Origin of the sequence: Kitasatospora sp. NPDC056184 (assembly GCF_042268405.1) — a bacterium.
Lineage (GTDB): Bacteria > Actinomycetota > Actinomycetes > Streptomycetales > Streptomycetaceae > Kitasatospora.
In genome coordinates this window covers 85778-107736 of sequence record NZ_JBHJUI010000013.1, presented here as the reverse complement: position 1 = coordinate 107736, position 21959 = coordinate 85778, and the positions used below count along the sequence as shown (strand labels likewise).

Sequence of the window (21959 nt, the reverse complement as noted above, 5' to 3'; positions counted from 1 at the left end):
GCCCTGCGGGCGCCGGCCGTTGGATCGTACGTAGCGGGCCGCCCAGGACGCCTTCCAAACCCTGGAGCTGGTCTCCCGCTGGCACGAGGCTGAGTCCTCGGGCGCGTGTCGCGCCCCCGAGAGACGGAGGCGTGCCCTGCTGCCCGGCTCGGCCGGGAGAAGGACAGACCTCATGGCCAGCACCAAGCGACCTGCCGGCATCTACCCATACATCGGGCTTCCGTCGTGGGGTGAGCGCCTAGCGGATGCCATCAAGAACACCTGCGAGGACCAGGGGCTGGTGCCCCCGCCGCGCGCCGCGATCACGGAGGGCCTCGCAACTGCCCTCGGTGAGACCGAGATCAAGAAGCTCATCAGTACCCTGCGGAACAGGAAGGTCCTCAACCCCACGGCGTCACGGGTGGTGCAGTCGGGCAACGACCGCGTCCTCCTGCTCATTGCCGACGTCCATGGCGCGTCCGTGTCCCCGTGGGACCTCAACGACCGCACCGTCGGCATCTGGTCCCCTCCAAGCCCCGAAGCCGCCCAGCGCGTCGCCGAGCTGATCGCCGCCGAGACCGCGCTCGACGCTGCCAAGAAGGCGCACAAGGCTGCGGAGAAGGAGCGCGAGACCCGCCGCCGCGCCCCGAGCGAAGACGCCCACTACGCCACCGCCCTTGCCGCGGCGGAGAGCAAGCTGGCGGACGCCACCGAGCAGGTGCGCGAAGCCGAGCGCCGGAAGACCGCTCTACTCACCTCGCTCGGCAACCGCCTTCCGCGCCCCGTGGTGCGGGCGGCCGAGGAGGACGGCGAGCCGATGGCCGCGCTCGTCCTCGCCGAGCAGACCTATGAACAGGCCGTCCACGTCCAGCGCTACGCCGCCGGTCACCTGGAGCGCTTTGGCAGGACCCGCGGATACGACCTCGCCGAGTCGCTGGTCGCCGCAGGCCAGCTCTCGCGCGGCATGAGCGTCCTGCAGCAGTGGCGCATCAAGAACGCTGACGGAACCCTGTCCGAGCTGTGGCGCATGGTTGCGGTCACCGCCAACAACCGGGCATTGGCCCGCCTGAACGTCTTCGGCCTGCGCCCCGAGCACATCGTCACCGGAATGCCGCAGACCCTGGTGAAACCGCCCTCGAACAAGGCCGACCCCGGGGTGCGGCTGCTGAACCAGAGGGAGGTCCTCAACCAGTTCTCGCAGCGCCTCAACGAGGCCGATGCCAAAGAGGACACGGGCCCGGAGGACCCCGCTCGGCGCGCCGCGAAGATCGCCACGGTGCCGATGGAGATCGTCGTCGGCTGCAGCAAGCCGGCCGCGCTGGAGCACGTGCTGCGGGGCCTGAACGTCAACGACCACCTCCGCGGCATCCAGCCCTATGACGAGGAAGCCCGGCTGGTCGCCCTGTTCGCGACCCTCGTCGACGCCTACGCCCAGGACGGCAAGCTCGTCGAGCTGCTCGACGAGACGTTCCCCATGGCCCAGGGCACTGACCTCCTCGACCTGGACGGGGTACGCAACGCCGTGACGGCGAACGGCCCGCTCGACCCCTTGGCCGCCCTGCTGCCCGCCGACGAGAAGGTCACGCCGGCCGCCCTGCGGGACATCGCTGTCCGTGCGATCACCGCGCTGGTCTTCCCGGAGATCCCCTCGGCCGGTCCCGGCAACGGCAAGCGCCAGGTGCGCGACACCGGGGCGTTCTGGCCGATCGTCCGGGCGAGCATGCAGGAGCCGGCGTGGAGCCAGACCAGGGCCCCGAACGCCGAGAACCGTACGCGGCTGTGGTCGGCTGCCATTGCCCAGCTTTTCCTTCACCGGGCCAACATCCTCGCGGCCCTCGGCCTGTTCACGGTGACGGACGCGAAGGAGGGCGCCAGCCAGGACCCAGGGTCACTCAAGGAGCTGTTCCTGCGGGCCGAGGCCGGCGAACCGGCGGCCTGGGCCGCGCTGGTGCGGCGCATGGTGCCTGCACTGATCCACGCCCCCCAGCCCCTCATCACGCCTGGTCAGGGCAGCGAGGCCGGAGCCGGGCGCAAGGGTGTGCGCCGCAGCCCGGCCAACGCCGTCGCGGCGCTCATCCTGGCCTACACGGCGAAGGCGGAGAACATCAGCCGCGTCCTTCTGCTCGCCTTCGCGCGATCCGTCCTCGAGCACCCCGACGCCGTCCTGGCGCCCCAAGCCCCCGGCGGCGGCAAGCCGGTCTGCTATGGCGAGCGCGCGGAGAAGGACGAGACCCAGCGCAGCCCGATCGTGCCCGGCATGATCCTCGTCCCGGACCTCGCCGGTGAGCCCACCGGCATCGTCGTAGACAAGGCATGGTTCGACGAGACCTTCCCGCCGGACCTCGCTCAGAACGCGAACCACGGAAGCAGCACGGCCGCCACGGCCGCGAGCACTGGGGCCGAGGACAACGCCACCAGCGCCACGGCGGCCACCGCGAACGGTCACGCACCGCAGGACCCCCGGGACCGGCTCGCCATCCTGCGTCAGGAGATGGCCGCGCGCATCGAACTGGTAGAGGGCAGCTATCAGTTGGCCGCCGCCGCTGCCCGAGAACTCATGGGCAGGTTCGGCGAAGCGATCGACCTGCGAGCCGAGTTGGAGGAAGAGCCACTCCCGGCCGACCAGCGGATCCAGTGGATGGAGAAGCTGACGGCGCTCCGCGACGCCGCGAAGGCCGGTGCCGCGGAGCTGGAGAATGTCGAGACGCTGATCCTGAAGCTGTAGGCACAGCGCCTGGTTGATCCGGCAACCCGATCGGGCCGCTTCGGCGAGAACACCTCCTGAAGCGGCCCGGCCGTAGGGCGTCGTGCGACCAGCGTGGTCGTGCGTCGAGCATCTGTCCTTCGAAGCAAGCGGTTGGTAGCGACGGCGAGTCCTCTACGGGACCTAGGCTGGTGTGCGTGAGGAACACGAAGGCATTCAAGGAAGCAGCGGCCGAGACCCTGGCAGCGCTGGCCCGCCGCGGAGTGACCGTCCGCCCGGGGACGGTGGAGGACATCATCGAGGAGCGGATGAGGGGGGTCGCCCAGATGATGGGTGTCCAGGTGCGCTCCGCCTGGAGGTACTTCAACGCCGACACACTCGCCGACGCCATCGCCAAGCAGTACCAGGAGCTGCAGGAAAGCGCCAAGGAGGACGAAGCCGAGGGCGCGCAGGCGCCGATGCCTCCGCTCGACAACCCCGAACTGGCCCTGATCCTCGCGGGCGTGCCCGACTCGCTCGTCGAGTCGGGCGGCGACCTCTACAGCGTGATCGTCAACGTCGCGGTGAACGCCTGGATGGCCGGCCACATCCACGGAGAGGACGGCTGCGCGGGATGTGAAGGCGCCCGCGGTGACGCCGGCCACGACTGGGAAGCCCGGATGGCCAGCATCACCACGCTCGCGCCGGACATCACCAAGTGGTTCGACCGGGCGGTGTGGACCGCCGCTCTCCACGACAGCGGGTTCAGCGTCGAACGCCGCTGAACGGAACATTGGCTGCTCAACCGATACGGCGTGGCAACGGGTTCAGTCCGGCAGGATCAGCTGCCGTCATCTGTTCGAGGAGAACCATCGCCGACAGGGCGAGGGGACGGACATGGTCTGTCCGTCCGGCAGGGTCTTAGTGAAGGTATCGGCGCCGGTGGGCGTTCCCGGGGTGCTGGGCGGGTGGGGGCGGCGGAGGTGCCAGCCGCGACCCGCTCGCACGCGGCGGTCAAGGTTCTGCGGACCGCGCGGTCCTCGTCGGCTGATCACGGGTTGTTGAACTTAAACAACCCGCCGCACGCGCGGGGCGGTGGTGCCCAGCTCTGGACCGGTCCCCGGAGCGCGCCACCGCGAGCGTGGACAAGTTCGGTGAGACCGAAGGGCGTGGATGGGTCGGAATTTGCGGCGATCATTTTCTGGCCGACGTTCGACTCGGGTCGGATTGATTTCACTCCGAAATTCTGTTCCCTTTCGCGGTGAATTCATCGGCGGTCCTCGGGAATCGCTGGATTTCGGTCGGAGTGGGCGCTACCCTGGGGGGCGTGAACGCTATCCGGACCCCGACCAAGCCCCTGACCTGGGGACCAGCTGGGGACCACACGTCATGCGCGCCGCCGCACGAGGTGCGCGAGGCGCACTCATCTGCACACGCACGACGTGCGGGTGGGTGCATTTCGAGAGCTAATGTGATAGCCCTACTAAACTGGGGGTCAAGGGGTCGCAGGTTCAAATCCTGTCGTCCCGACAGTAATGTCGGAAGGCCGTTGATCGGGAGAAATCCCAGATCAGCGGCCTTTTTGCTGATGGCCCGACAGGTGGTGGGCGGCTGCGATGCCACCGCTCCGTGATCTTGCCGGGGACCAGCTGGGGACCGGAGCCATGGGCCGAAGGCCCGCCGCAACCCTGTGCGGCGGGCGCGCGTTCGGCTTCACACGAGGTCGGCGGCCTGCCAGCCCGGGGGGACCTTGGGCAGCCCGATCAGGGCGTCGATGTTCAGGTGTTCGGCGAGCAGGGCTTTGAGGTTGCGGCCGTCGATGAGGCGGAGGCGGCCGTTGCGATGGGCGAAGTCGTAGCTGTCCTTGCCGAACCACGAGGTGGTGACGACGATGCCGTAGCCGGTGTCCTTGTCGTGCATGACGCCCGACATGGCGCGGACGGTGTTCACCGGGACCACGTTCTTGGAGCGTTTGGCCTGGATGGCGAAGATGGTGGATCCGGTCGGGTCGGTCAAGGTCGCGACGGCGTCCACGCCGTCGTCGCGGGAGCCCTGGGTGCGCCAGGTCTCGTAGCCCATGGCTTCGAAGAGTTCGCGGACCAGGCGTTCGAAGTCGTAGGGGTTCATCTGGAGCAGGTCGGGCCGGCTGTCGAGGGTGGCCACCACGGCGGTTTCGGTGATGATGCGGTAGCGGGACAGGTCTGCTTCGACGACGGGTGTGACCGGTTCCAGGTCGTGGGGGTGTTTGGAGACGGTGGCGCCGAGGCGGTGGAGGCACTGTTGGGGGTCGAGTCTCGGTTCGTCCAGGACCAGTTCGGCGAAGTCCTTGCGTAGGGCGACGAGGCTGACGACGCAGGCCCGGATCGCTTGGCCGGTGGCGCGGTCGGTGGCGTTGACGCGTCCGTTGAGGATGATGCTCTCCACGAAGGCGGCCGGTGTGACGGAGAACGCCTCGTCCAGGGCCCGCAGGGCGAGGCGGGCCACCAGGCGGGCGTAGGCGTCTGCACTTCGGCCTGCTTGAGCGGCTGGGGAACGATCTCGGAGCGCTGGACGATGTAGCGGTAGGAGGCGACGGTGGGGACGATCTCGTGGTTCGGGAGGTCGACCTCGATGAGGAGTTGCTGGGCCTCCGGGACGTAGATGGCGTGGGCCGCGGTGCGGCAGCCGTCGGGGACGGGGGAGCGCCGCAGCAGGTCTTCGACGACATTCGAGACGCCCTGAGGGCCGTCGTGGGTGAAGGCCTGTTTCACGTGCGGGTGCCACAGTTCGAGGCCGTCGGGCCGGAGGAGCAGGACCGTCTCCAGTTCCTCGCGGTGCCGTTGGCAGTCGGCGGTGTCCTGCTCCGCCTGGGACTTGAGGCGATCGGTCTCCGCCTGCCGGGCCTGCCGCTCGGCTGCTTTCTCGGCCTGCGCCTCCTCGCGCCTCCGTGTCTCCTCCGCGCGGCGGCGGGCCGTCTGGCGTTTGGCCAACTCGGCCTCCACGCGCGCGGCTTCCTTGGAGTGGGTGGCCTCCTCGCGTTGGAGGTGCTTCTCGCCGGCGGCCAGGAGACGGGCGTGTTCGACGGCGGGGTTGACCTTCCGCTTCCGGGGGCGGGGCCGGGGCGGGGGTGGGAAGGCGGGGCGGCGGCCCGCTGGGCTTCCACGGCTCGTGCCTGCTGCTTCAAGCGGTACGCCTCGGCGAGGATTTCCGCCACGGTCTTTCGGCGCGCCACCCGTCCACCCCCTGGTCCGTGGCAGTGCGGACCGGTGCGGGAGCCCGTGCTGCCTGAGCGATACGTCGGCAGCCCTACCCGGCTGGGGCTGCCGGGAATCCGGCGGGCTGTGCTGAGGGCGCGCTCGCGCGCGGGGGAGTGGGAGCGTCCGGTTCCGGAGTTCTGGCAGGAGCGCTGCAGTGGTCGAGGACCGTTGCCAGCGGCACGGTGAACCCGGAGGCTCTGAGGCTGCCGTGGATGTTGCGTGCCAGCTGCTCGCGGCGCAGCAGCCGTGCCCAGGGTGGCGTGTCGAGTTCTTCCTCTGCTGTCACAAATCCACTTGTACAGCACGATGGTTGCTCACTGGACGAGACGCAGGTGGCGTACTGGCGCCTCTGCGGATGCCGGGTGGGCGGAGGCTGGTGTCTGCGGGGTGTGGCGGTCGGTGGACAGGTGCTTGCTGAGAGTACGGCCGGCGTTCTCGATGGAGCTCTTGTCCGGGTGCAGGTAGCGCTGGGTGGTGGTGATGTGGCCGTGTCCGGCGATTTTCTGGAGGACGTGGATGGGGACGCCGGCGTCGGCGAACCAGGTGAGGTCGGTGTGCCGCAGGTCGTGGCGGCGCAGGTACTCGTAGCCGAGGCTGACGACGACTTCGTCCCAGTGGGTGGCGTCGCGGAGGATGGCGGTGGTGATGCGGCCGCCGCGTGGTCCGGTGAACAGGCGGGCCATGGGGTCGTTGCCGACGACGTTCATGCGCCAGTTCACGAGGTCGCGGATCTCTTCGATGACGGGGACGGTGCGGCGTCGCTTGCCTTTTGTTCCTTTGTCGATGAGGCCGCCGGGGCCAGTTGTGGTCTGACGGCACAGGTCCCAGGTCCAGTCGAAGCGGTTGATGTCCTTGACGCGGACGCCGGAGACTTCGCCGACGCGGGCGGCGGTGCAGGCGGCGAAGCGGAAGGAAGGACCCAGAGGCCTTCTCATGGCTGTCAGGCATGGATGCGGAGCGTACGGGGCCCGCTCACCGTCTGCGGAGCCAGGCACGCGCTTGGCGACACCCGCGGTCGATGAGCCAGACCGTGTCCTCTGCCGATCGGTCCTCGTGTGCTGCGCAACGGTGGGCGCCGAATCCCGCCGGGCCTGGTGATCTGATGCCGACCTGGAGGTTCTGACCGTGAGCCCTCGGCCTTGGCGAGCTGCCGCTCGATGCACCCAGGTCGACTACATCTCGCTTCCGAGACGTGCTTCTGCTTGAGCGAGACGGAGCTGCGGTTCGGGACCCGCAGTGTCGCCCACACCTGGGCGCGGTGCCCTGCTTCGAGGACGCCTGGGGCTTCGGGATGTTCCGTGACCTGGGCTGGGTAGCTGACCCCTGCTGGATGGCTAGCAGTGCGACCCTCCGCAGGCCGTCTTTGGGCGACGTGCCGGGGCAGATTTCGCTGCCTCCATCACCCTCGGCAGTGGCTGGTTCCCAGTGGGCAGAAGGGAGCTTCGGAGGCCAACTGCTGATGCCCGGTGCTGTGGCACCACCTCAAGACCTCAGGAAGATCACCGCAGCGAGTCTCCTGAATCTGCCGGATGATAGCCCAACTCTAATGCCAGAAAAAAGTTCTGACGACTAGTCACTCAAATGAGTGAGGGCTGTCAGTGGGGGCTGCTTCGATGCGAGCTGTCCGAGAGGTTCTACCCAAGGAGGGTTTCATGGAAGCGTTGTACGAGCGGCTGGCCGGGGCGGCGAGCGGGCTGTCGGCGGACGGTGCGATCCGGATCGTGGCTCAGTACGAGCCGGTGGCCGGCGTGGGGGCGCCGGTGGCGCCGCCGACGGTGAAGCTCAAGGAGACCGACGGCCCGGGCCAGTTGGTCGAGGACCGGTGGGTCGGCGGCCAGCGCACGAGGGTGGTGCTGCTGGACCAGCGGCAGTCGCAGGCGAACCGCTGCGAGACGGCCCTGCTGGAGGCCATCGATCTGGGGGATGCGGTGGTGCCGCATCTGGCGCTGCACGTGACCGCGGAAGGCCGGCAGCTTCGCATGACGAACCTGGACGCGCCGCACCGCTCCCGCGACGCGTACTTCCGGGACGCGCTGGACGAGTCCGGTGCGAAGTTCGACGACACGAACACGGGCCGGGCGCTGCGTGACACGGGAACGGCGGACGTGCGGCCATTCCTGGAGTCAGCGCCGTCGGACCTGGTGTTCGGCCTCTGGGACTCGCACCGCAAGCGCCGCGTGCAGCTGAAGGTGCCGCGCACCTACACCTCCGAGATGGTGGGCCTGCATCCGCTGTCCGGGAAGCGGGCGGCAGGGCGCTTCGACAAGTGGAACTTCCCCGGAGACAACGTGGAGCTGACCGCCGACGGCTGGAGGCCGGTCGAGGGCACCGGCAAGAAGAGCGGCAAGGGGAAGACGCTCAAGGCGTCGGCGGTCGGGCACGGCATGATCCCGCCGGTCGAGGGCATGGGCGGGGTGACGGTGCAGGCGATCGAGCGGAACGCGACGCTGGCGATGGCGGGCCTGAGGGCTTTGCGCTTCGGTGATGCGCCGAAGGAGTACGTGCGGGCAGGCAGGGCCCTGCTGGCGGCGCTGGCGCTGCTGGGGGACCGGCTGGCGTTCGCGGCGCCGGCGGTGCGGCTGCGCTCGGGCTGCGACCTGCTGCTGGTGTCGGAGCGGATCGAGTGGGTCGGCCGCGGGCGTGAGGGCGTGGCGGTGACGGAACTGCTGGAGCTGGACACCGCGGGGCAGGCCCTGGAGCTGTTCGAGTTCGCGCGCATCCGGGCCGAGGAGGTAGGCCTGGTGTGGTCGAAGGAGCCGGTGCGGCTGCGGCCGAACGCGCAGGTGCAGCAGGCGATCGAGCGCTCCTTCCGCCTGGAGGGCATCGGCGAGGCGGAAGGCGAGTAGAGCGTCATGCCTTTCCACATCTCGGTGGAGCTGCTGGAGCCGCTCTACCAGGCAACCGCCATGGACGGCGAGAAGGCCGAGTGGCCGCCCCACCCGGCCCGCCTGTTCTGCGCGCTGGTCGCGCACGCCGACCTCGACGACGCCGCGCAGCGGATGGCGCTGACCTGGCTGGAGGCCCAGGAGCCGCCGGTGATCACGGTGCCGGCCAGGCCGCTGGAGGGGGAGCACCCACGTGGGGCGTGGGTGGTCACCAACACCGTGGACCCGAAGAAGGTCACCCACGGCTCGCTGCCGGGGCGCACCGCCGGCGGTGTGCCGCGAGCGTGGGCGCAGAAGACGCTGTCCGGGACGCGGATGGTGTTCAGCTGGGCCGCGGAGCCGGGGGAGGAGCTCGCCCCGACGCTGAAGGAACTGGTGTTTCGGGTGCCGTACTTCGGTCGCTCGACCGGGTCCGGGCTGCTCGATGCCTGGTGCGGGCCCGACGAGCCCGGTGACGAGGACGGGTGGCGGCAGCGATGGAGGCCGGCTGCCAATGGGGAGTACCCGAAGGGCTCGCGGCCGATCCGAATCCCCTACCGCGGCTACCTGGCGTGGCTGGAGGAGGCGTTCGAGGAGCAGCGGCCGGCCTGGAGCCAGTCGCTCACCCACCACTACCTCGACCCCGAGCACGATGACCGGGCCGAACCGCCGGTAGCGGATGGTCCGTTCGGTGACCTGCTGGCGTTCTCGTTCGCCCCGGGCGTGGCGTTGGATCCGCGGTGGACGCTGGAGCTGACCGGCCGGCTGCGGAGCATGGTGATGGGCACGCTGGAGGCGATGGGCCACGACGTCGAGGCGATGACCACAGTCCACGGCCACAAGAACAGCCCGGACGGCCCGCGCCCGGTCGCCTACCTCGCGCTCCCGTTCACCGGCCACCACCACGCCGACGGGATGCTGCGCGGCCTCGGCATCGCCCTACCCCGCGAGATGCCCAGGCAGGACCGCAAGGCACTGCTCGCCGCCCTCCTTCGCCACGACGGCGGCCTGCGCTGGATCCGGTTCACGGACGGGGAACCGCTGGACCTGGCACGGGTCAGCCCCGCCGACCAGGACTCATGGCCGCAGACCGTCCAGCCCTGGACATGGCAGAGGCCCTCGACCGTGTGGACCACCGTGCTGCCGATGGTCCTCGACCGCTTCCCCAAGAAGTACGAGGAACCCGCGTGGGCGGACTCGGTCACGGCCAGCTGCGCCGCGGCCGGCCTGCCCGAACCTGCGCAGGTGCAGGTGAGCCCGCGCGGCGCGCTCGTGCCCGGTGCGCGGGGCGTGGATGGGTTCCCGGTGCGCCGCAAGGACGGAGAGCGACCGCTGCCGAGCTGCCACGTGCGCCTGACCTTCCCGGTCCCGGTGACGGGGCCGGTGGTGCTGGGCAGCAAGAAGAACTTCGGCCTGGGCCTGTGCCGCCCGGAGCCCGGCTTTCAGGAGGACGACCAGTGACGGGCACCGAGCGGCTGCCGGCGATCGAGGCAGCCGAGTTCCCGGCCTTCTTCCGGGAGGTCCACCACCACACCCACTGCCCCGACGGGGCCGCGACCGCGGTGTGCGACGGGTGCGAGGGCTGGGCGCCGTTCCCGTGGCAGAGCGCCTACCTGGACGCCGTGGCCGACGGCGCCGACTGGCCCGACCTCGACGTCCCCACCGCCCTGGGCAAGACCACGTTCATCGACATCTGGCTCTTCCTCCTGGCCTGGGAACACGCCCGCGGACTGGGCCGCGAGCACCGGAAGGTGCCGCTGCGATTGTTCTTCTGCGTCGACCGGCGCCTGGTGGTCGACCAGGCCCACCAGCACTCCACGGAACTGGCCGCAGCGCTCGCCGGGGCGCCAGCCGGTTCGGTGCGGGCGAAGGTGGCCGCATCGCTTCGTGACCTCGGCGGAGGCGAGTCGCCGCTGGAGGTGGTGCGGATGCGGGGCGGCACCCGCTGGGAGTCGAACTGGGTGAGCAGCCCGGCCCAGCCGCTGGTGGTGACGTCGACCGCGGACCAGTACGGCAGTCGCCTGCTGTTCCGCGGCTATCACACCTCCCCCCAGCGTGCTCCGATCGATGCTGCCCTGACCGGGCACGATGCCCTGCTCGCGCTGGACGAGGCCCACCTGTCGAAGGCCCTGCTGGCGACCGCTGCCGACACCGCGCTCTACCAGCAGACCGCGGCGCGCGAGGGACTGGCGGCGCGCGCGCTTCGGGTGGTGAGCCTGTCGGCGACCAGCGCCAACAGCGGCCGTCCCCGCCTGGGCATCGGTGAAGACGACCGCGCCCACCCGATCGCCGGGCGCCGGATCGCGGCCGAGCGCCACGTGACGCTGCTAGACGCCAGCGGCTGGTCGAAGAAGCCTGCCGAGGCGTTCGCCCTCGCTGCCGAGACCGGCCTGGACGCCGTCCTGCCCATCCTGCGGCTGCCCGCGGTCGCGGTGATCGCCAACACCATCACCCACGCCCGCGCCGCCCACGAAGCGCTCTCCCGGCGTACCGACGTGGACGTGCTGCTGCTGACCGGCCGCTGTCGGCCCGCAGAGCGCGACCTGCTCGTCACCGGCCCGCTGGCCGAACTCCTCGACGGCATCGACCCGCACCGCGAACGCCCCCTCGTCGTTGTCAGCACCCAGACCCTCGAAGTGGGAATCGACTGCACCTTCGGCGCGATGGTCAGCGAATGCGGCGACTGGGCCTCCGCCCTGCAGCGCCTCGGACGCCTCGACCGCAGAGGCGAACTCGGCTCCGCGCCCGCGATCCTCGTACGCACCCACAACCCCGAAGACCCCGACCGCATCCCCGTCTACGGCCCGGCCGCAGCCCACACCTGGCAGTGGCTCACCCAACACACCCCCACCCACGACACTCAGGACCCCGCCGAACTGACCCCCCACCTCCTCGACGGCCTGATCCTCAACCCCGCCACCCTGCCCGACCTGCTGGACGGCACCGACACCACACCGCTCACCCACGCCGGCGAACACATCCCCCCAGTCGAGCAGACACGCCTGGCCGCCTTCGCCCGCACCAGCCCCATCCCCGTCCCCGACGAATCCCCCGCCCCCTTCCTCCACGGACTCGACACCGGCCAGCCCGAAGTCCAACTCCTCTGGCGCGCCGACCTCCCCACCGACACCACCGACCCCGAGACCCTCGCCGAACACATCCGCACCACCCCCGTCCACACCGCCGAAACCCTCGCCCTGCCCCTCGCCGCGGTGCGCCGCTTCCTCACCCAACCCCGCGCGACCCCCGACACCAGCGACCTCGAAGGCACCAACGCCGACACCACACCCCAACCCCGCAACCCACCCACCCGCCTACGCACCACCGTCCTCCAACGCGGGACCGACGGCACCTGGACCACCCCACGCCTCATCCAAGACCTGAAGCCCGGCGCCACCCTCGTCCTGCCCACCACCGCCGGTGGCCACGACGCCTACGGCTGGACCGCCGACCCCGACACCCCCGTCCCCGACCTCGGCGACCACCCCACCGACCACACCCGCACCCCACTACGCCTCGACGCCATCGTCCTGGCCAGCACCACCGGCACCGCCCCCGAACAGTTCACCCCGATCATCAAACAGGTACTCACCGACCTCACCGCAGACCCCGACGACCCGGACGCCGCGAGCACGACCGACGCGGTCCGCGCCGCGATCACCCGGCTCCTCGACGTCCTGCCCACCGACACTGCACAGGACAGCGCCACCCGACACACGCCCTTGCTCCGCCGGCGCCTGGAGACCCTGCTGGAGGTCGCCGAATGGCGCACCGGGCGTGCGGCTGCGGCCGGAGTGGTGCTGCTCGACCAGGGTGGTCCGGGCCGGATCGTCCTCGTCCCGCCCCGGCTCACTGACGTCGACCGCTATCGGATCGCCGTCGATGACGAGGACTCGGACAGCAGCAGCCTCACTCGCACCGTCACCCTCAAGTACCACCACCAGGCCGTCGGCGAACGCGCCCGCGACTTCGCCCAAGCCGTCGGACTGCCCGACGACCTGGTCGACGCCATCGTGCTGGCGGCCAGAGCCCACGACTGCGGGAAGGGCCACCCGCGGTTCCTGTGCATGCTTTGCTCAGGTGACCGCCTGCTTGCCGAGTCCCTGCCCGAGCCCCTTGCCAAGTCCGGCATGGACCCCGCCGACCGCGCCGCCCGCCGACGCGCCGCCCGGCTGGCCAACTGGTCCAAGGACCTGCGGCACGAAGCCCTCAGTGCCGCCGCCGTCCAGGCCTGGCTCGCCACCAACCCCCTCACCGCCCGAGGCGTCGACCACGACCTCGTCACCCACCTCGTCGCTGCCCATCACGGCTACGGCCGCCCGATGCTGCCCGCGTTCGCCGACCCCGAGCCGGTCCTCGTCGAGTGCACCATGCCCGACGACACCACCGTCACCGTCTCCAGCACCGTGATCGGCACCGACTGGAACGGCCCACGCCGCTTCCGTGACCTCAACCGGCGCTACGGCTTCTGGGGCCTGGCCCTCCTCGAGACGGTCCTGCGCCTCGCCGACATCGCCTGCTCCGAGGAAGGCAGCTGACCATGCACCAGCTCGAACTCCCCGCACTCCGCTCCGACGACCCGCTCGGCTTCCTCGCCGCCCTCGGCATCCTCGAACTCACCACAGCCACCCTGCCCACCGATCCCCTACTCCACTGGAAGGGCCCGGCCGGCGGAGCCGTCCTCACGACCGACCAACCCTTCACGCTCGACACCCTCACCGAGCTCCTCACCAGCCACCTCCCGCCCAAGCCCGTTAAGGCGGCCCGCCGAACCGGGGAGCCCACGGACGCCGCCGAGACGGAGGACGGGGAGGGCGAGGACGCCGACGCGGCCGGCGCGGAGGGTGAAGTCTGGGACTCCTTCCCGCACGTTCCCGGACTCCTGACCCGACCACGCGAGGACGCCACTGCCCCCAACGAAGCCCTGCGCATGCGCGTCGACACCGCGCACCAGACGCTGCGCGAACTCGCCCAGTGCGAACGCGAGACGGGCGACCGTCAAGCCCGCTGGTTCGCCTCCCTGGCCAACGTCATGTGCTTCGAAGACACCAAACCCAAGACCGGCAAGAACGACCCGGAGCCCACGGAGGAGCCGGGACCCGCCACGGTGCGGCGCACCTCCGTCACCCCGCTGATCGCCGCCGCCGGCCAGATGACCATCACCGGCCTGATGCAGAAAGCCGTCCTCGGTTGCCGCAATGACCCGCGGCAGATCCGCTCGGCCCTGGACGGCTGGCGCCGCATCTCCGACTACGCCTCCGCCAACTTCGACCACCGCTCCCTCGGCGATGCCCACACCAACTCCGAAGGCAAGGCCTACCAACGCGGCGCCCCCGGCCCCACCTGGCTCGCCCTCCACGCCCTCGCCACCTTCCGCCTCACCGCCACCGGCCGCACCCAAGCCGCCACCAGCTGGGACACCACTGACAGCCGCGGTGCCCTACGCTGGCCCGCCTGGGCACCACCACTCACCACCACCGACGTGACCGTCCTGCTCGAACACCCCGCCGTTCGCGCCACCGACCCCAGCACGAACCGCAATGCCAGAATGCTGACCAACCTCGGCGTCACCGCCCTCTACACTGCACCCCGAACCGGCCTCAAACAATCCAACGGACCCCTGGCCGCCAGCCGCCACCTTTGGTCCTGAACCTCGCTGCTGGCCACCCCTCCAACACCCGGTCCTTGACAACTCCACAGCGCCAACACACAGCATGAGGCCCCGGCCGGACACGGCTTCGGAACCACAAGCAAACATGAAAACACCCCACCACACCGAAGCAACGATGTGCCCCGAAGAAGGCCCCCGCAGACGCAGCAACGGGCTCCCCGAGCCGCTAAACCAGCAGCCCAAGCGCGTCGCTCCGCACTATCCTGGTGCGGCACCATCGCAGCAGGTACGCTTCCCAGCTGAACGGGAACCGTGCGCCAGCCGCTCCGTACAATTCCGGTGCGGCACCATCGCAGCAGCAGCACGCTCTTGCCCGAGCCGAGATCCCCCGAGTCTCTCCGGCACCGTTCCAGTGCGGCATCATCGCAGCCAGGCCGCGACCGTGGCGTTCCTGATGGTGTCCCAGTTCGCTCCGTACCATCCCGGTGCGGCACCATCGCAGCCCGGCGTTGGCCCGGTACTCGTTGGCGAAGATCACGGGTCGCTCCGCACCGCCCCGGTGCGGCACCATCGCAGCAAGATCGCGGACACCTACGGCCCTTCGCAGGGCGTCGTTCCTCCCACCATTCGGTGCGGCACCACCGCAGTCTCGGTATCATCCTGGGCGACGTACGCGGCCTGTCCCGCGGCTCCACACCTCTTCGGTGCGGTTACATCGCAGCAGCACCACGGCCTTGGCGCGACGCTTGTGCAGCCCCTGTGCCTCCGCACCAATTCGGTGCGGCACCATCGCAGCATCATGTGGCAGACGCATTCGGGGCAGTCCTCGCGTGGGTCGCTCCGCACCTCACCAGTGCGGCACCATTTCAGCTCGCTCCTCGCCTCCGCGACCGCAGGCTCCCTCAACGTCCCTCCGCACCCTCTCGCTCCCAGGTGCGGCATCATCGCAGCTACGCGACCAGCGCCTCGACCGCCTTCGTGAGAAGTCGTGCTTCCGAACCTCAGGGCACCGCCGCAGCGGCCGGGCTAGCGTTGACCTGCACACGGTCGGCGCCATCACTCCGCACAATTCCGGTGCAGCACCATCGCAGCGGCGCGCACACGCTTGACGACGCCGAGCGCCTCCGCGCCGCTCCCGCGCAGCGCGAAGATGCCGCGCAGGGTGATGCCAGCTGTCTGGCGCCCCTCTGGACTCACCTGGTGCGACAACATCGCGGCCCGATCGCCCTTGCTGGCAGGGCCCTCCATGACCATCGCTCCGCACCCTCCCAGTGCGGCCTTATCGCGGCCTGTTCGTTGTCGCCGAGGTGATCTCGGGGAAGATTGCGCCTCCGCACGCCGGTGGTGCGGCTCATCTCAGCCGGGGGACTCGTAGGGCGGTTATGAAGCCCGGAATATCGCCCCACTCCCGGTGCGGCACCATCGCGGCACCGCGTCCTGCATGGCTACCACGCCGGCGACGTCCGGTCGCTCCGCACCGTCCCGGTGCGGCACCGCGTGGCTCGTCAACGACCCGCTCGGCCTGGACGTCACTCCGCACCACCCCAGTGCGGCGCCGTCACGGCCTCGCCCTCACCGACGACGCACCCGACCCCGACGGGTCGCTCCGCACCATGCAGGTGCGGCAACATCACAGTCGCTCGTCGCCCGTGGTTACCCTCACCAGGTCCTCGCCGCTCCGCACCCGAATGGTGCGGCACCATCGCAGCCCGGCCGTCCATCCGTCCAACTCGGCAATGCCGCAGGTCGCTCCGCACCATTCCGGGTGCAGCACTATCGCAGCTGCTGGATCGTCGCCGCCGCAGTGGTGTGTTCCGACGTCGGTCCGCACCGTCTCGGTGCGGCACCGTCGCAGTGAGGCGTGGATTCCAGCTCGGGACGACGCCCCGAAGGTCGCTCCGCACTATCCCGGTGGGGCACCATCGCAGCTTTTCCACCGCCCCGTTCCGCAACCGGCTCCTGGGCTCCACTCCGCACGATCTCGGTGCGGCACCAGTGCAGCTACGACACTGGCAATGACTCTGCGGACGGTCGGCGGTGTCGCTCCGCACTGTTTTGGCGCGGCACCATCGCAGCAGCGCGGCCTTGATGCGCTCCAGCCGAGGTACCGTGTCGCTCCGCACCGTCTCGGTGTGGCATCATCGCAGCGCTTCGCCGCCGGTTTCGTTTTCCGCTCAGACGCGCCAGTCGCTCCGTACTGCCCCCCCCGGTGCGGCACCATCGCAGCCAGCTGACGACGCCGGTGCAGCAGGATGCCTTTGCCCGCGGTTTCGGCCCAGCAACTCAACCGCTTTTGCTCTGCACCGTCCTGGTGCGGCGCCATCGTAGCGCCACCACCAACCCCGACAGCCCGGCCCATTGGGTTGTCACTCTGCACCGTTCCGGTGCGGCACCATTGGAGCATCTCATCCCACGCGACGTTGAGCAGCGGACAGGGGCCGGGGCCTCTCTGCACCTTTCCAGTGCGGCAGCATTGCCGCAGGCCGAACGAGTTGGCGCCCCTTCGCCTTGTCCTGGGCTGCAGCACCATCACGGCTCCAGCGTCGCCTCGGCTAGGTACGTCTCCATGGCGGGCCTTTGCGCAAGTTCGGTGCGCACCATCGCAGCTGCACCATCAACCCGGACTCGCCGGCTCACTGGGCGTCGCTCCACACCTTTCCGATGCGGCACCATCGCAGCCTCGCGTGTGTCGGCAAGTCGAAGGCCTGATTCAGCGGTCGCTTCATATCATCCCGGCGCGGCGCCATAGCAGCATCGGGCCCGCCGAACCGTTCCACTGGTCGAGCGGAGGTCGTTCCGTACCGTCCCGGTGCGGCACCATCGCAGCACATCCTGCGCCTTGTCGAAGAAGATCACGCCGGAGGTCGCTCCACACCATCCCGGTGCCGCACACCGCAGCTGGATCACCTGTCAGCAGTGGTCCCCACATCGCATCGGCGTGGCTCCATCGCAGTGCGGACGTCCAGATGACCGAGGACCTGAGCCTGCCCACTCGCTCCGCACCGTCCCGGTGCGGCACCGTCGCAGCTTGTTGCCATCACCGGCCGTGTAGACCTTCTCGGCGTCCCTCCGCACCTCATGGTGCGGCACCGTAGCAGCGGGTCGCCCGTGTGGAGTCGGTACAGCGGGCCGAGTCCTCCGCACCTTGCCGGTGTGGCATCATCGCAGCAGTCGGATCGACCTGGTGCACCTGCGGGTGTGGGAGTCCCTCCGCACCATCCCGGTGCGGCACACGCCTCGCGGGCACGGCGCCATTTCAGACCGATCGCCTGTCCGGGCACGAGGCCAACTTCCTCCGCATCAATCCCGGCGCGGCACCATCGCAGGACGTCCGTGGACACCTCGCCGCCATCGAACAGACCGACGGCGTCGCAGCCTCCCGGTACGCCGCACCATGCCGATGCGGCAGCATCTCAGCCCCAGACTAGACCGGATCCGTTCGGAGGCGAGCGTCGCTTCTCGGCGCCTCACCGGTGCAGCACCATCGCAGCGCCTTGGCCAGATTGGTCCGCAGCGACATCAGCACGTTGCTCCGCACTCGCGGTGCGGCAGCATCGCAGCACGTTGCATGGCAGCGTTGGCTTGAACTCGGGGATGTCGCTCCGAACCACCCTGACGAGGCACCATCACAGTGGGGTCCCGCAGGACTACCTTCTCGGCGGCACTACCTTCGCTCCGCACCATCCCGCTGTGGCGCCATCGCAGGTCGGTTGGTCCGGCACCACCATTGTTATGCCCGGCCTGCCGGTGCGGCACCATCGCAGCTCCTTCGCGTATCCCTTCGTCTGGTCCTCGCAGTAGGTCACTCCGAACCATCCCTGTGCGGCACCATCGCAGGTAGTTCAGCCAGCTCCAGGCATCCAGCATGAGTTGGCCGCTCCGCACCGCCCCGATGCGGCATCATCACAGCCAGCGGTGGATGCCGTGCTGCAGATGCCCGCTCCTTTGTCTCTGCTTTGAACTGGTGGATCATCAGGAGCGCTGCTTCGTACCTGGTCGGCGCGGCACCGTTGTAGCCAAGAGAATCTGGTGCTGCTGTTGTGTGAGGCTTACATGCCTCCGTACGCGGCCGATGCGCCACCGCGGCTTCTCGACCTCGACCGAGAGCTCGGCCTTCTTGGTGTCCCTCCGTACTCTGCCGGCGCGACACCATCGCAGTTGGGTCACCCGCCAGCAGTGGTCGCCGGACTTCGACCATCCCTCCGCACCCCTCGGTGCGGCACCATCGAAGCGGGTGCAGCTCGTGCTCGATCCGGTCCAGCCGCTCGTCCCTCTGCACCTTGCCAGTACAGCACCATTGCCGCACGTTGCCTCCGGCCATGTCTTTCATGGGCTTTGAGGCTCTCTGTACCAACCTGGTGTGGCACCATCGAGGTCGGATCATCCAACGCGTCGACGGTCGGTCGTGGCTGTCTCTCCGCGCTCTTCCGGTGCGGGACCATCGCAGGGACTGTCCAAACCTGGTTCAGAACGCCTGGTGGCCGGTTCCTCCGCACCTTGCTGGAACGACTCCGTTGCAGCTCGATGACTGCCTGCGGGACGCTGGCCGCCGTCAGGATCCCTCCACACTTTGTTGGTGCGGCTGATCGTCCGGTGGTCGAAGTCCCCCCGCATCTGGCCGGTGTGGCACCATCGCAGCAGCGCGTCGCCGCTGACGTTGACGACCTGACCAAGCAGTCGCTCCGCACCCTCCCAGTGCGGCACCATCGCAGTTTCGTCCACCGGGCGACGTCCAGCAGCGACAGGCAGGTCGCTCCGCACTATTTCGGTGCGGCACCATCGCAGCGACTGCTTCGCCTGACGGACACCCGGGCGCACGGCCATCACTCCGTACCATCCCGCGCGGCACCATCGCAGCTCCATGGCGCGGTCCGAGTCGAGCTTCGCAATCCGGGTCGCTCCGCACCGTCCGGTGCGGCACCATCGCATCCCGCGGCCGGAGCGGCCGAGGTAGGCAGTCGTCCTCGCCCCGCACCGTCCCGGTGCGGGGCACCATCGCAGCGCCTTCAGTCCGGTCTGTTTGTCCTTGGTGTAGGCCTCGCTCCGCACCATCTCGGTACGGCAGCATCGCAGCCACTCGGCCGCGGAAGCAGTTGAGGGGTCAGGCCGGCTGTCGCCCCGCCCCGTCCCAGCTTCGCGTGTACGCGCCGCAAGAGTTGTAGCTCCGTACTGTCCTGGTGCGGCACCATCGCAGCTGCCGCCACAGTGGCGGGCACTGCTCCGTCTTGGTTGTCGCTCCGCACTGTCCCGGTGCGGCACAATCGCAGGCTCAACTTCACGCTGGTCGGGCTGTTGATCAAGCAGTCGTTCTGCATAGTTCCGGTGCGGCACCATCGCAGCCACGTGAGTGTGGCGGTCAGCTTGTCGTCGTAGGGGGCCACTCCGCACCGTCCCGGTGCGGCACCATAGCAGGACCGACTGGCGACAACTGCCCGCCACCACCGACGCCCATGGTGCCGCACCGTCCCGGTGCGGCACCATCCGAGCTGGGGACGTGCTGGTGGCCGGCCCATTTCTGGAAGGTCCCTCCGCGCATCTGGGTGCGGCACCTTCACAGCCAGCCATGGATGCCGTGCTGGATATGCCCGCTCATTCGTCTCCGCGTTGAACTGGTGCGTCATCAGGAGCGCCGCTCCGTACCTGGTCGGCGCGGCGCCGTTGCAGCCAAGAGAATCTGGTGCTGCTGCTGTGTGGGGCTTGCATGGCTCCGTAACCGGTCGCTCCGCGCGGGTTCCGATGTGACACCATCGCAGCTGCAGCTCTGCGGCTTACCCGGCCTTGGCGTTCCTCCGCATGTAGGTGCGGCAGCATCACAGCAAGCTGACTAAGAAGTTCAGCGCCCCCGGGGACAAAGTCCTTCCGAACCCTGCTGGTGTGGCAGCATCGCAGTGCGCGGTATATAGCGGTGAACGCGTATTTTCCGGTTGTCGCTCCGCACTGTTCCGGTGCGGCACCATCGCAGCATCTCTCGGGGACGTTCAAGAGTCAGCTGAACCGGCGTCGCTTCGCACCATTGCAGAGCTTGATCCTTCTCGCCCGACCTTTACTACGCTTCAGCGAGCGCTCCGCACCCCCATACGGCACCACCGCGGCCCGATACGGCTGCGTATGGAGCCGGAGTCACTCCGCGCTGTCCCAGTTCGGCATCATCGCAGCTTGTACTCGTGCGCTTCATCCGTAAAGACGTAGTCGCATTCCTCCGTACTATCCGGGTGCGGCACCATCGCAGGTTCTCCTCTTCCATCTTGAGAGCCCCGCCGTCAGTAGGTACCTCCGCATCCTGCTGGTACGGCACCATCACAGCATGATGTTCTGCGCGCTGCAGCCGCGCTCGTGCTCGGGTCACTCCGCACCGTCCTGGCGCGGCACCATCGCAGCGGCAAGGTGATCTGGTCGGAGCAGTGGGGCCGATACGTCGCTCCGCACCATCCCGGCGCAGCACCATCGCTGCCAGGTCGCCACCGGGGGCCCCACATGGCTCTCCAGCCGCTCAGCACCACCCCGGTGCGGCACCATCGCAGCAAGGAGATCCGCGACGCCATCGAGGCGGCGCTGACCAGTCGCTCCGCACCCTCAGCGGCACCGGCTGATCAATCGTCACCGGCGCGTCCCGCGGGTTTCTGCGCGCCATCCCGGTGCGGCACCATCACAGCATCCACGAGGCGGGCAGCGACAAGGCCAAGGCCAACTCCCTCCGCACTGTCCCGCTGCGGCACCATCGCAGCGGGTCATTACTCCAGCGCCTGCGGAATGCCATAACGTCTCGCTCCGCATCACTCCGGTGCGACATCATCACAGCTCGCCGATGCCGACGCACGCCGAACCGGTAAGTTCGCTGGTCGCTCCGCACCGTCTCGGTACGGCACCATCACAGCTTCGGCAACTGGATTGCCGCTGGTACCGGCGCATGGGTCGCTCCGCACTGTTCTGGTGCGGCACCATCGCGTGTGTTTCATGGTCTCGATTGCGGCGATAGCCCGCCGTCACTCCGCATCTCACCGGTGTGGCACCCCGCAGCTCCTCCTCTGGGCCGGGCTCGGTACGCTTGGCGTGGTCGCCCCATACCATCCCGGTGCGGCACCATTGCAGCAGGATGGCCTACTTGGTAGGGACTTGCCGGGGACCGCGCGTCGTTCACCGCCGTCTCCGAGGTGTCTTTCGGTGAACGAACAACGCGGGTTGTCTACCGTCTGACGTGCAGCGTCAGTCATCGCCGGGCGACTGGGGGTCAAGGGGTCGCAGGTTCAAATCCTGTCGTCCCGACTGTGAAGTCGGTTGTGAGAGCGGGCACTTGGGAAACCAAAGGCTCGCTCTTGCTGGTTTTCGGGGCCCGTTTTTTGGTCCCGGATGGTCCCAAATGGCCCCCAGGTGTGGCCACAGGTCCGTCGCCACCCGTTGCTCCAGCGGCGTGTGTGTGGATTATTCTTTGACCTCAAGGTGAAGTGCGAGACCTCCTTGCCGTTTTGCTGGAGCGAGGTGTGGTGGCGGCCGTTGAACGGGGGGGAGTGGGGCCGCCCCCGGGGGAAAGGGGGGAGGGGGGTGATAAAAGGGGTAAATTAAATGCAATGATGGAACAGAAGCTATAA

9 protein-coding genes are annotated in these 21959 nt (G+C 69.1%); 6 read left to right on the top strand and 3 right to left on the bottom strand.

The annotated features are described in order from the left end of the window. Positions 1 to 172: 172 nt before the first annotated feature. Complete coding sequence (locus ACFC0B_RS25125; protein ID WP_376089892.1) at positions 173 to 2704, top strand: hypothetical protein; 2532 nt, start codon at positions 173 to 175, stop codon at positions 2702 to 2704. 176 nt (positions 2705 to 2880) lie between these two features. After that, entirely contained in the window at positions 2881 to 3447 is a 567-nt protein-coding gene (locus ACFC0B_RS25120; protein WP_376089890.1) for a hypothetical protein, read from the top strand. Positions 3448 to 4375: 928 nt separating this feature from the next. Here the strand turns inward: ACFC0B_RS25120 and ACFC0B_RS25115 are convergent. Continuing rightward, on the bottom strand, positions 4376 to 5146 hold the full coding sequence (locus ACFC0B_RS25115; protein ID WP_376089887.1) for a restriction endonuclease: 771 nt from the start codon (positions 5144 to 5146) through the stop codon (positions 4376 to 4378). Positions 5147 to 6212: 1066 nt separating this feature from the next. After that, positions 6213 to 6833: a tyrosine-type recombinase/integrase gene (locus tag ACFC0B_RS25110; RefSeq protein ID WP_376089884.1), complete on the bottom strand. Its 621-nt coding sequence runs from the start codon at positions 6831 to 6833 to the stop codon at positions 6213 to 6215. 717 nt (positions 6834 to 7550) lie between these two features. Between ACFC0B_RS25110 and cas7u the strand changes: the two genes are divergently transcribed. From cas7u to ACFC0B_RS25090, 4 genes are read left to right on the top strand one after another with little or no spacing between them, the layout of a single operon-like run. Next, positions 7551 to 8744 carry a type I-U CRISPR-associated RAMP protein Csb1/Cas7u gene (gene cas7u, locus ACFC0B_RS25105; RefSeq protein ID WP_376089881.1) on the top strand — a complete coding sequence of 398 codons (1194 nt, stop codon included), beginning with the start codon at positions 7551 to 7553 and terminating at the stop codon, positions 8742 to 8744. Between the two features lie 6 nt (positions 8745 to 8750). Beyond that, on the top strand, positions 8751 to 10223 hold the full coding sequence (gene csb2 / locus ACFC0B_RS25100; RefSeq protein ID WP_376089878.1) for a type I-U CRISPR-associated protein Csb2: 1473 nt from the start codon (positions 8751 to 8753) through the stop codon (positions 10221 to 10223). Further along, on the top strand, positions 10220 to 13300 hold the full coding sequence (cas3u, locus tag ACFC0B_RS25095) for a type I-U CRISPR-associated helicase/endonuclease Cas3 (RefSeq protein WP_376089875.1): 3081 nt from the start codon (positions 10220 to 10222) through the stop codon (positions 13298 to 13300). The genes csb2 and cas3u overlap by 4 nt, the downstream gene beginning before the upstream one ends. Positions 13301 to 13302: 2 nt before the next feature. Further along, positions 13303 to 14412: a hypothetical protein gene (locus ACFC0B_RS25090; RefSeq protein WP_376089872.1), complete on the top strand. Its 1110-nt coding sequence runs from the start codon at positions 13303 to 13305 to the stop codon at positions 14410 to 14412. A 1017-nt stretch (positions 14413 to 15429) separates the two neighbouring features. Here ACFC0B_RS25090 and ACFC0B_RS25085 read toward each other — a convergent pair. Beyond that, positions 15430 to 15627: a hypothetical protein gene (locus tag ACFC0B_RS25085; RefSeq protein WP_376089869.1), complete on the bottom strand. Its 198-nt coding sequence runs from the start codon at positions 15625 to 15627 to the stop codon at positions 15430 to 15432. Between the last annotated feature and the right edge of the window lie 6332 nt (positions 15628 to 21959).

Coding starts and splice junctions, on each gene's coding strand:
- ACFC0B_RS25125 (WP_376089892.1), top strand. CDS start 173: ATGGCCAGCACCAAGCGACCTGCCGGCATCTACCCATACATCGGGCTT.
- ACFC0B_RS25110 (WP_376089884.1), bottom strand. CDS start 6,833: ATGAGAAGGCCTCTGGGTCCTTCCTTCCGCTTCGCCGCCTGCACCGCC.
- cas7u (WP_376089881.1), top strand. CDS start 7,551: ATGGAAGCGTTGTACGAGCGGCTGGCCGGGGCGGCGAGCGGGCTGTCG.
- csb2 (WP_376089878.1), top strand. CDS start 8,751: ATGCCTTTCCACATCTCGGTGGAGCTGCTGGAGCCGCTCTACCAGGCA.
- ACFC0B_RS25090 (WP_376089872.1), top strand. CDS start 13,303: ATGCACCAGCTCGAACTCCCCGCACTCCGCTCCGACGACCCGCTCGGC.
- ACFC0B_RS25085 (WP_376089869.1), bottom strand. CDS start 15,627: ATGGTCATGGAGGGCCCTGCCAGCAAGGGCGATCGGGCCGCGATGTTG.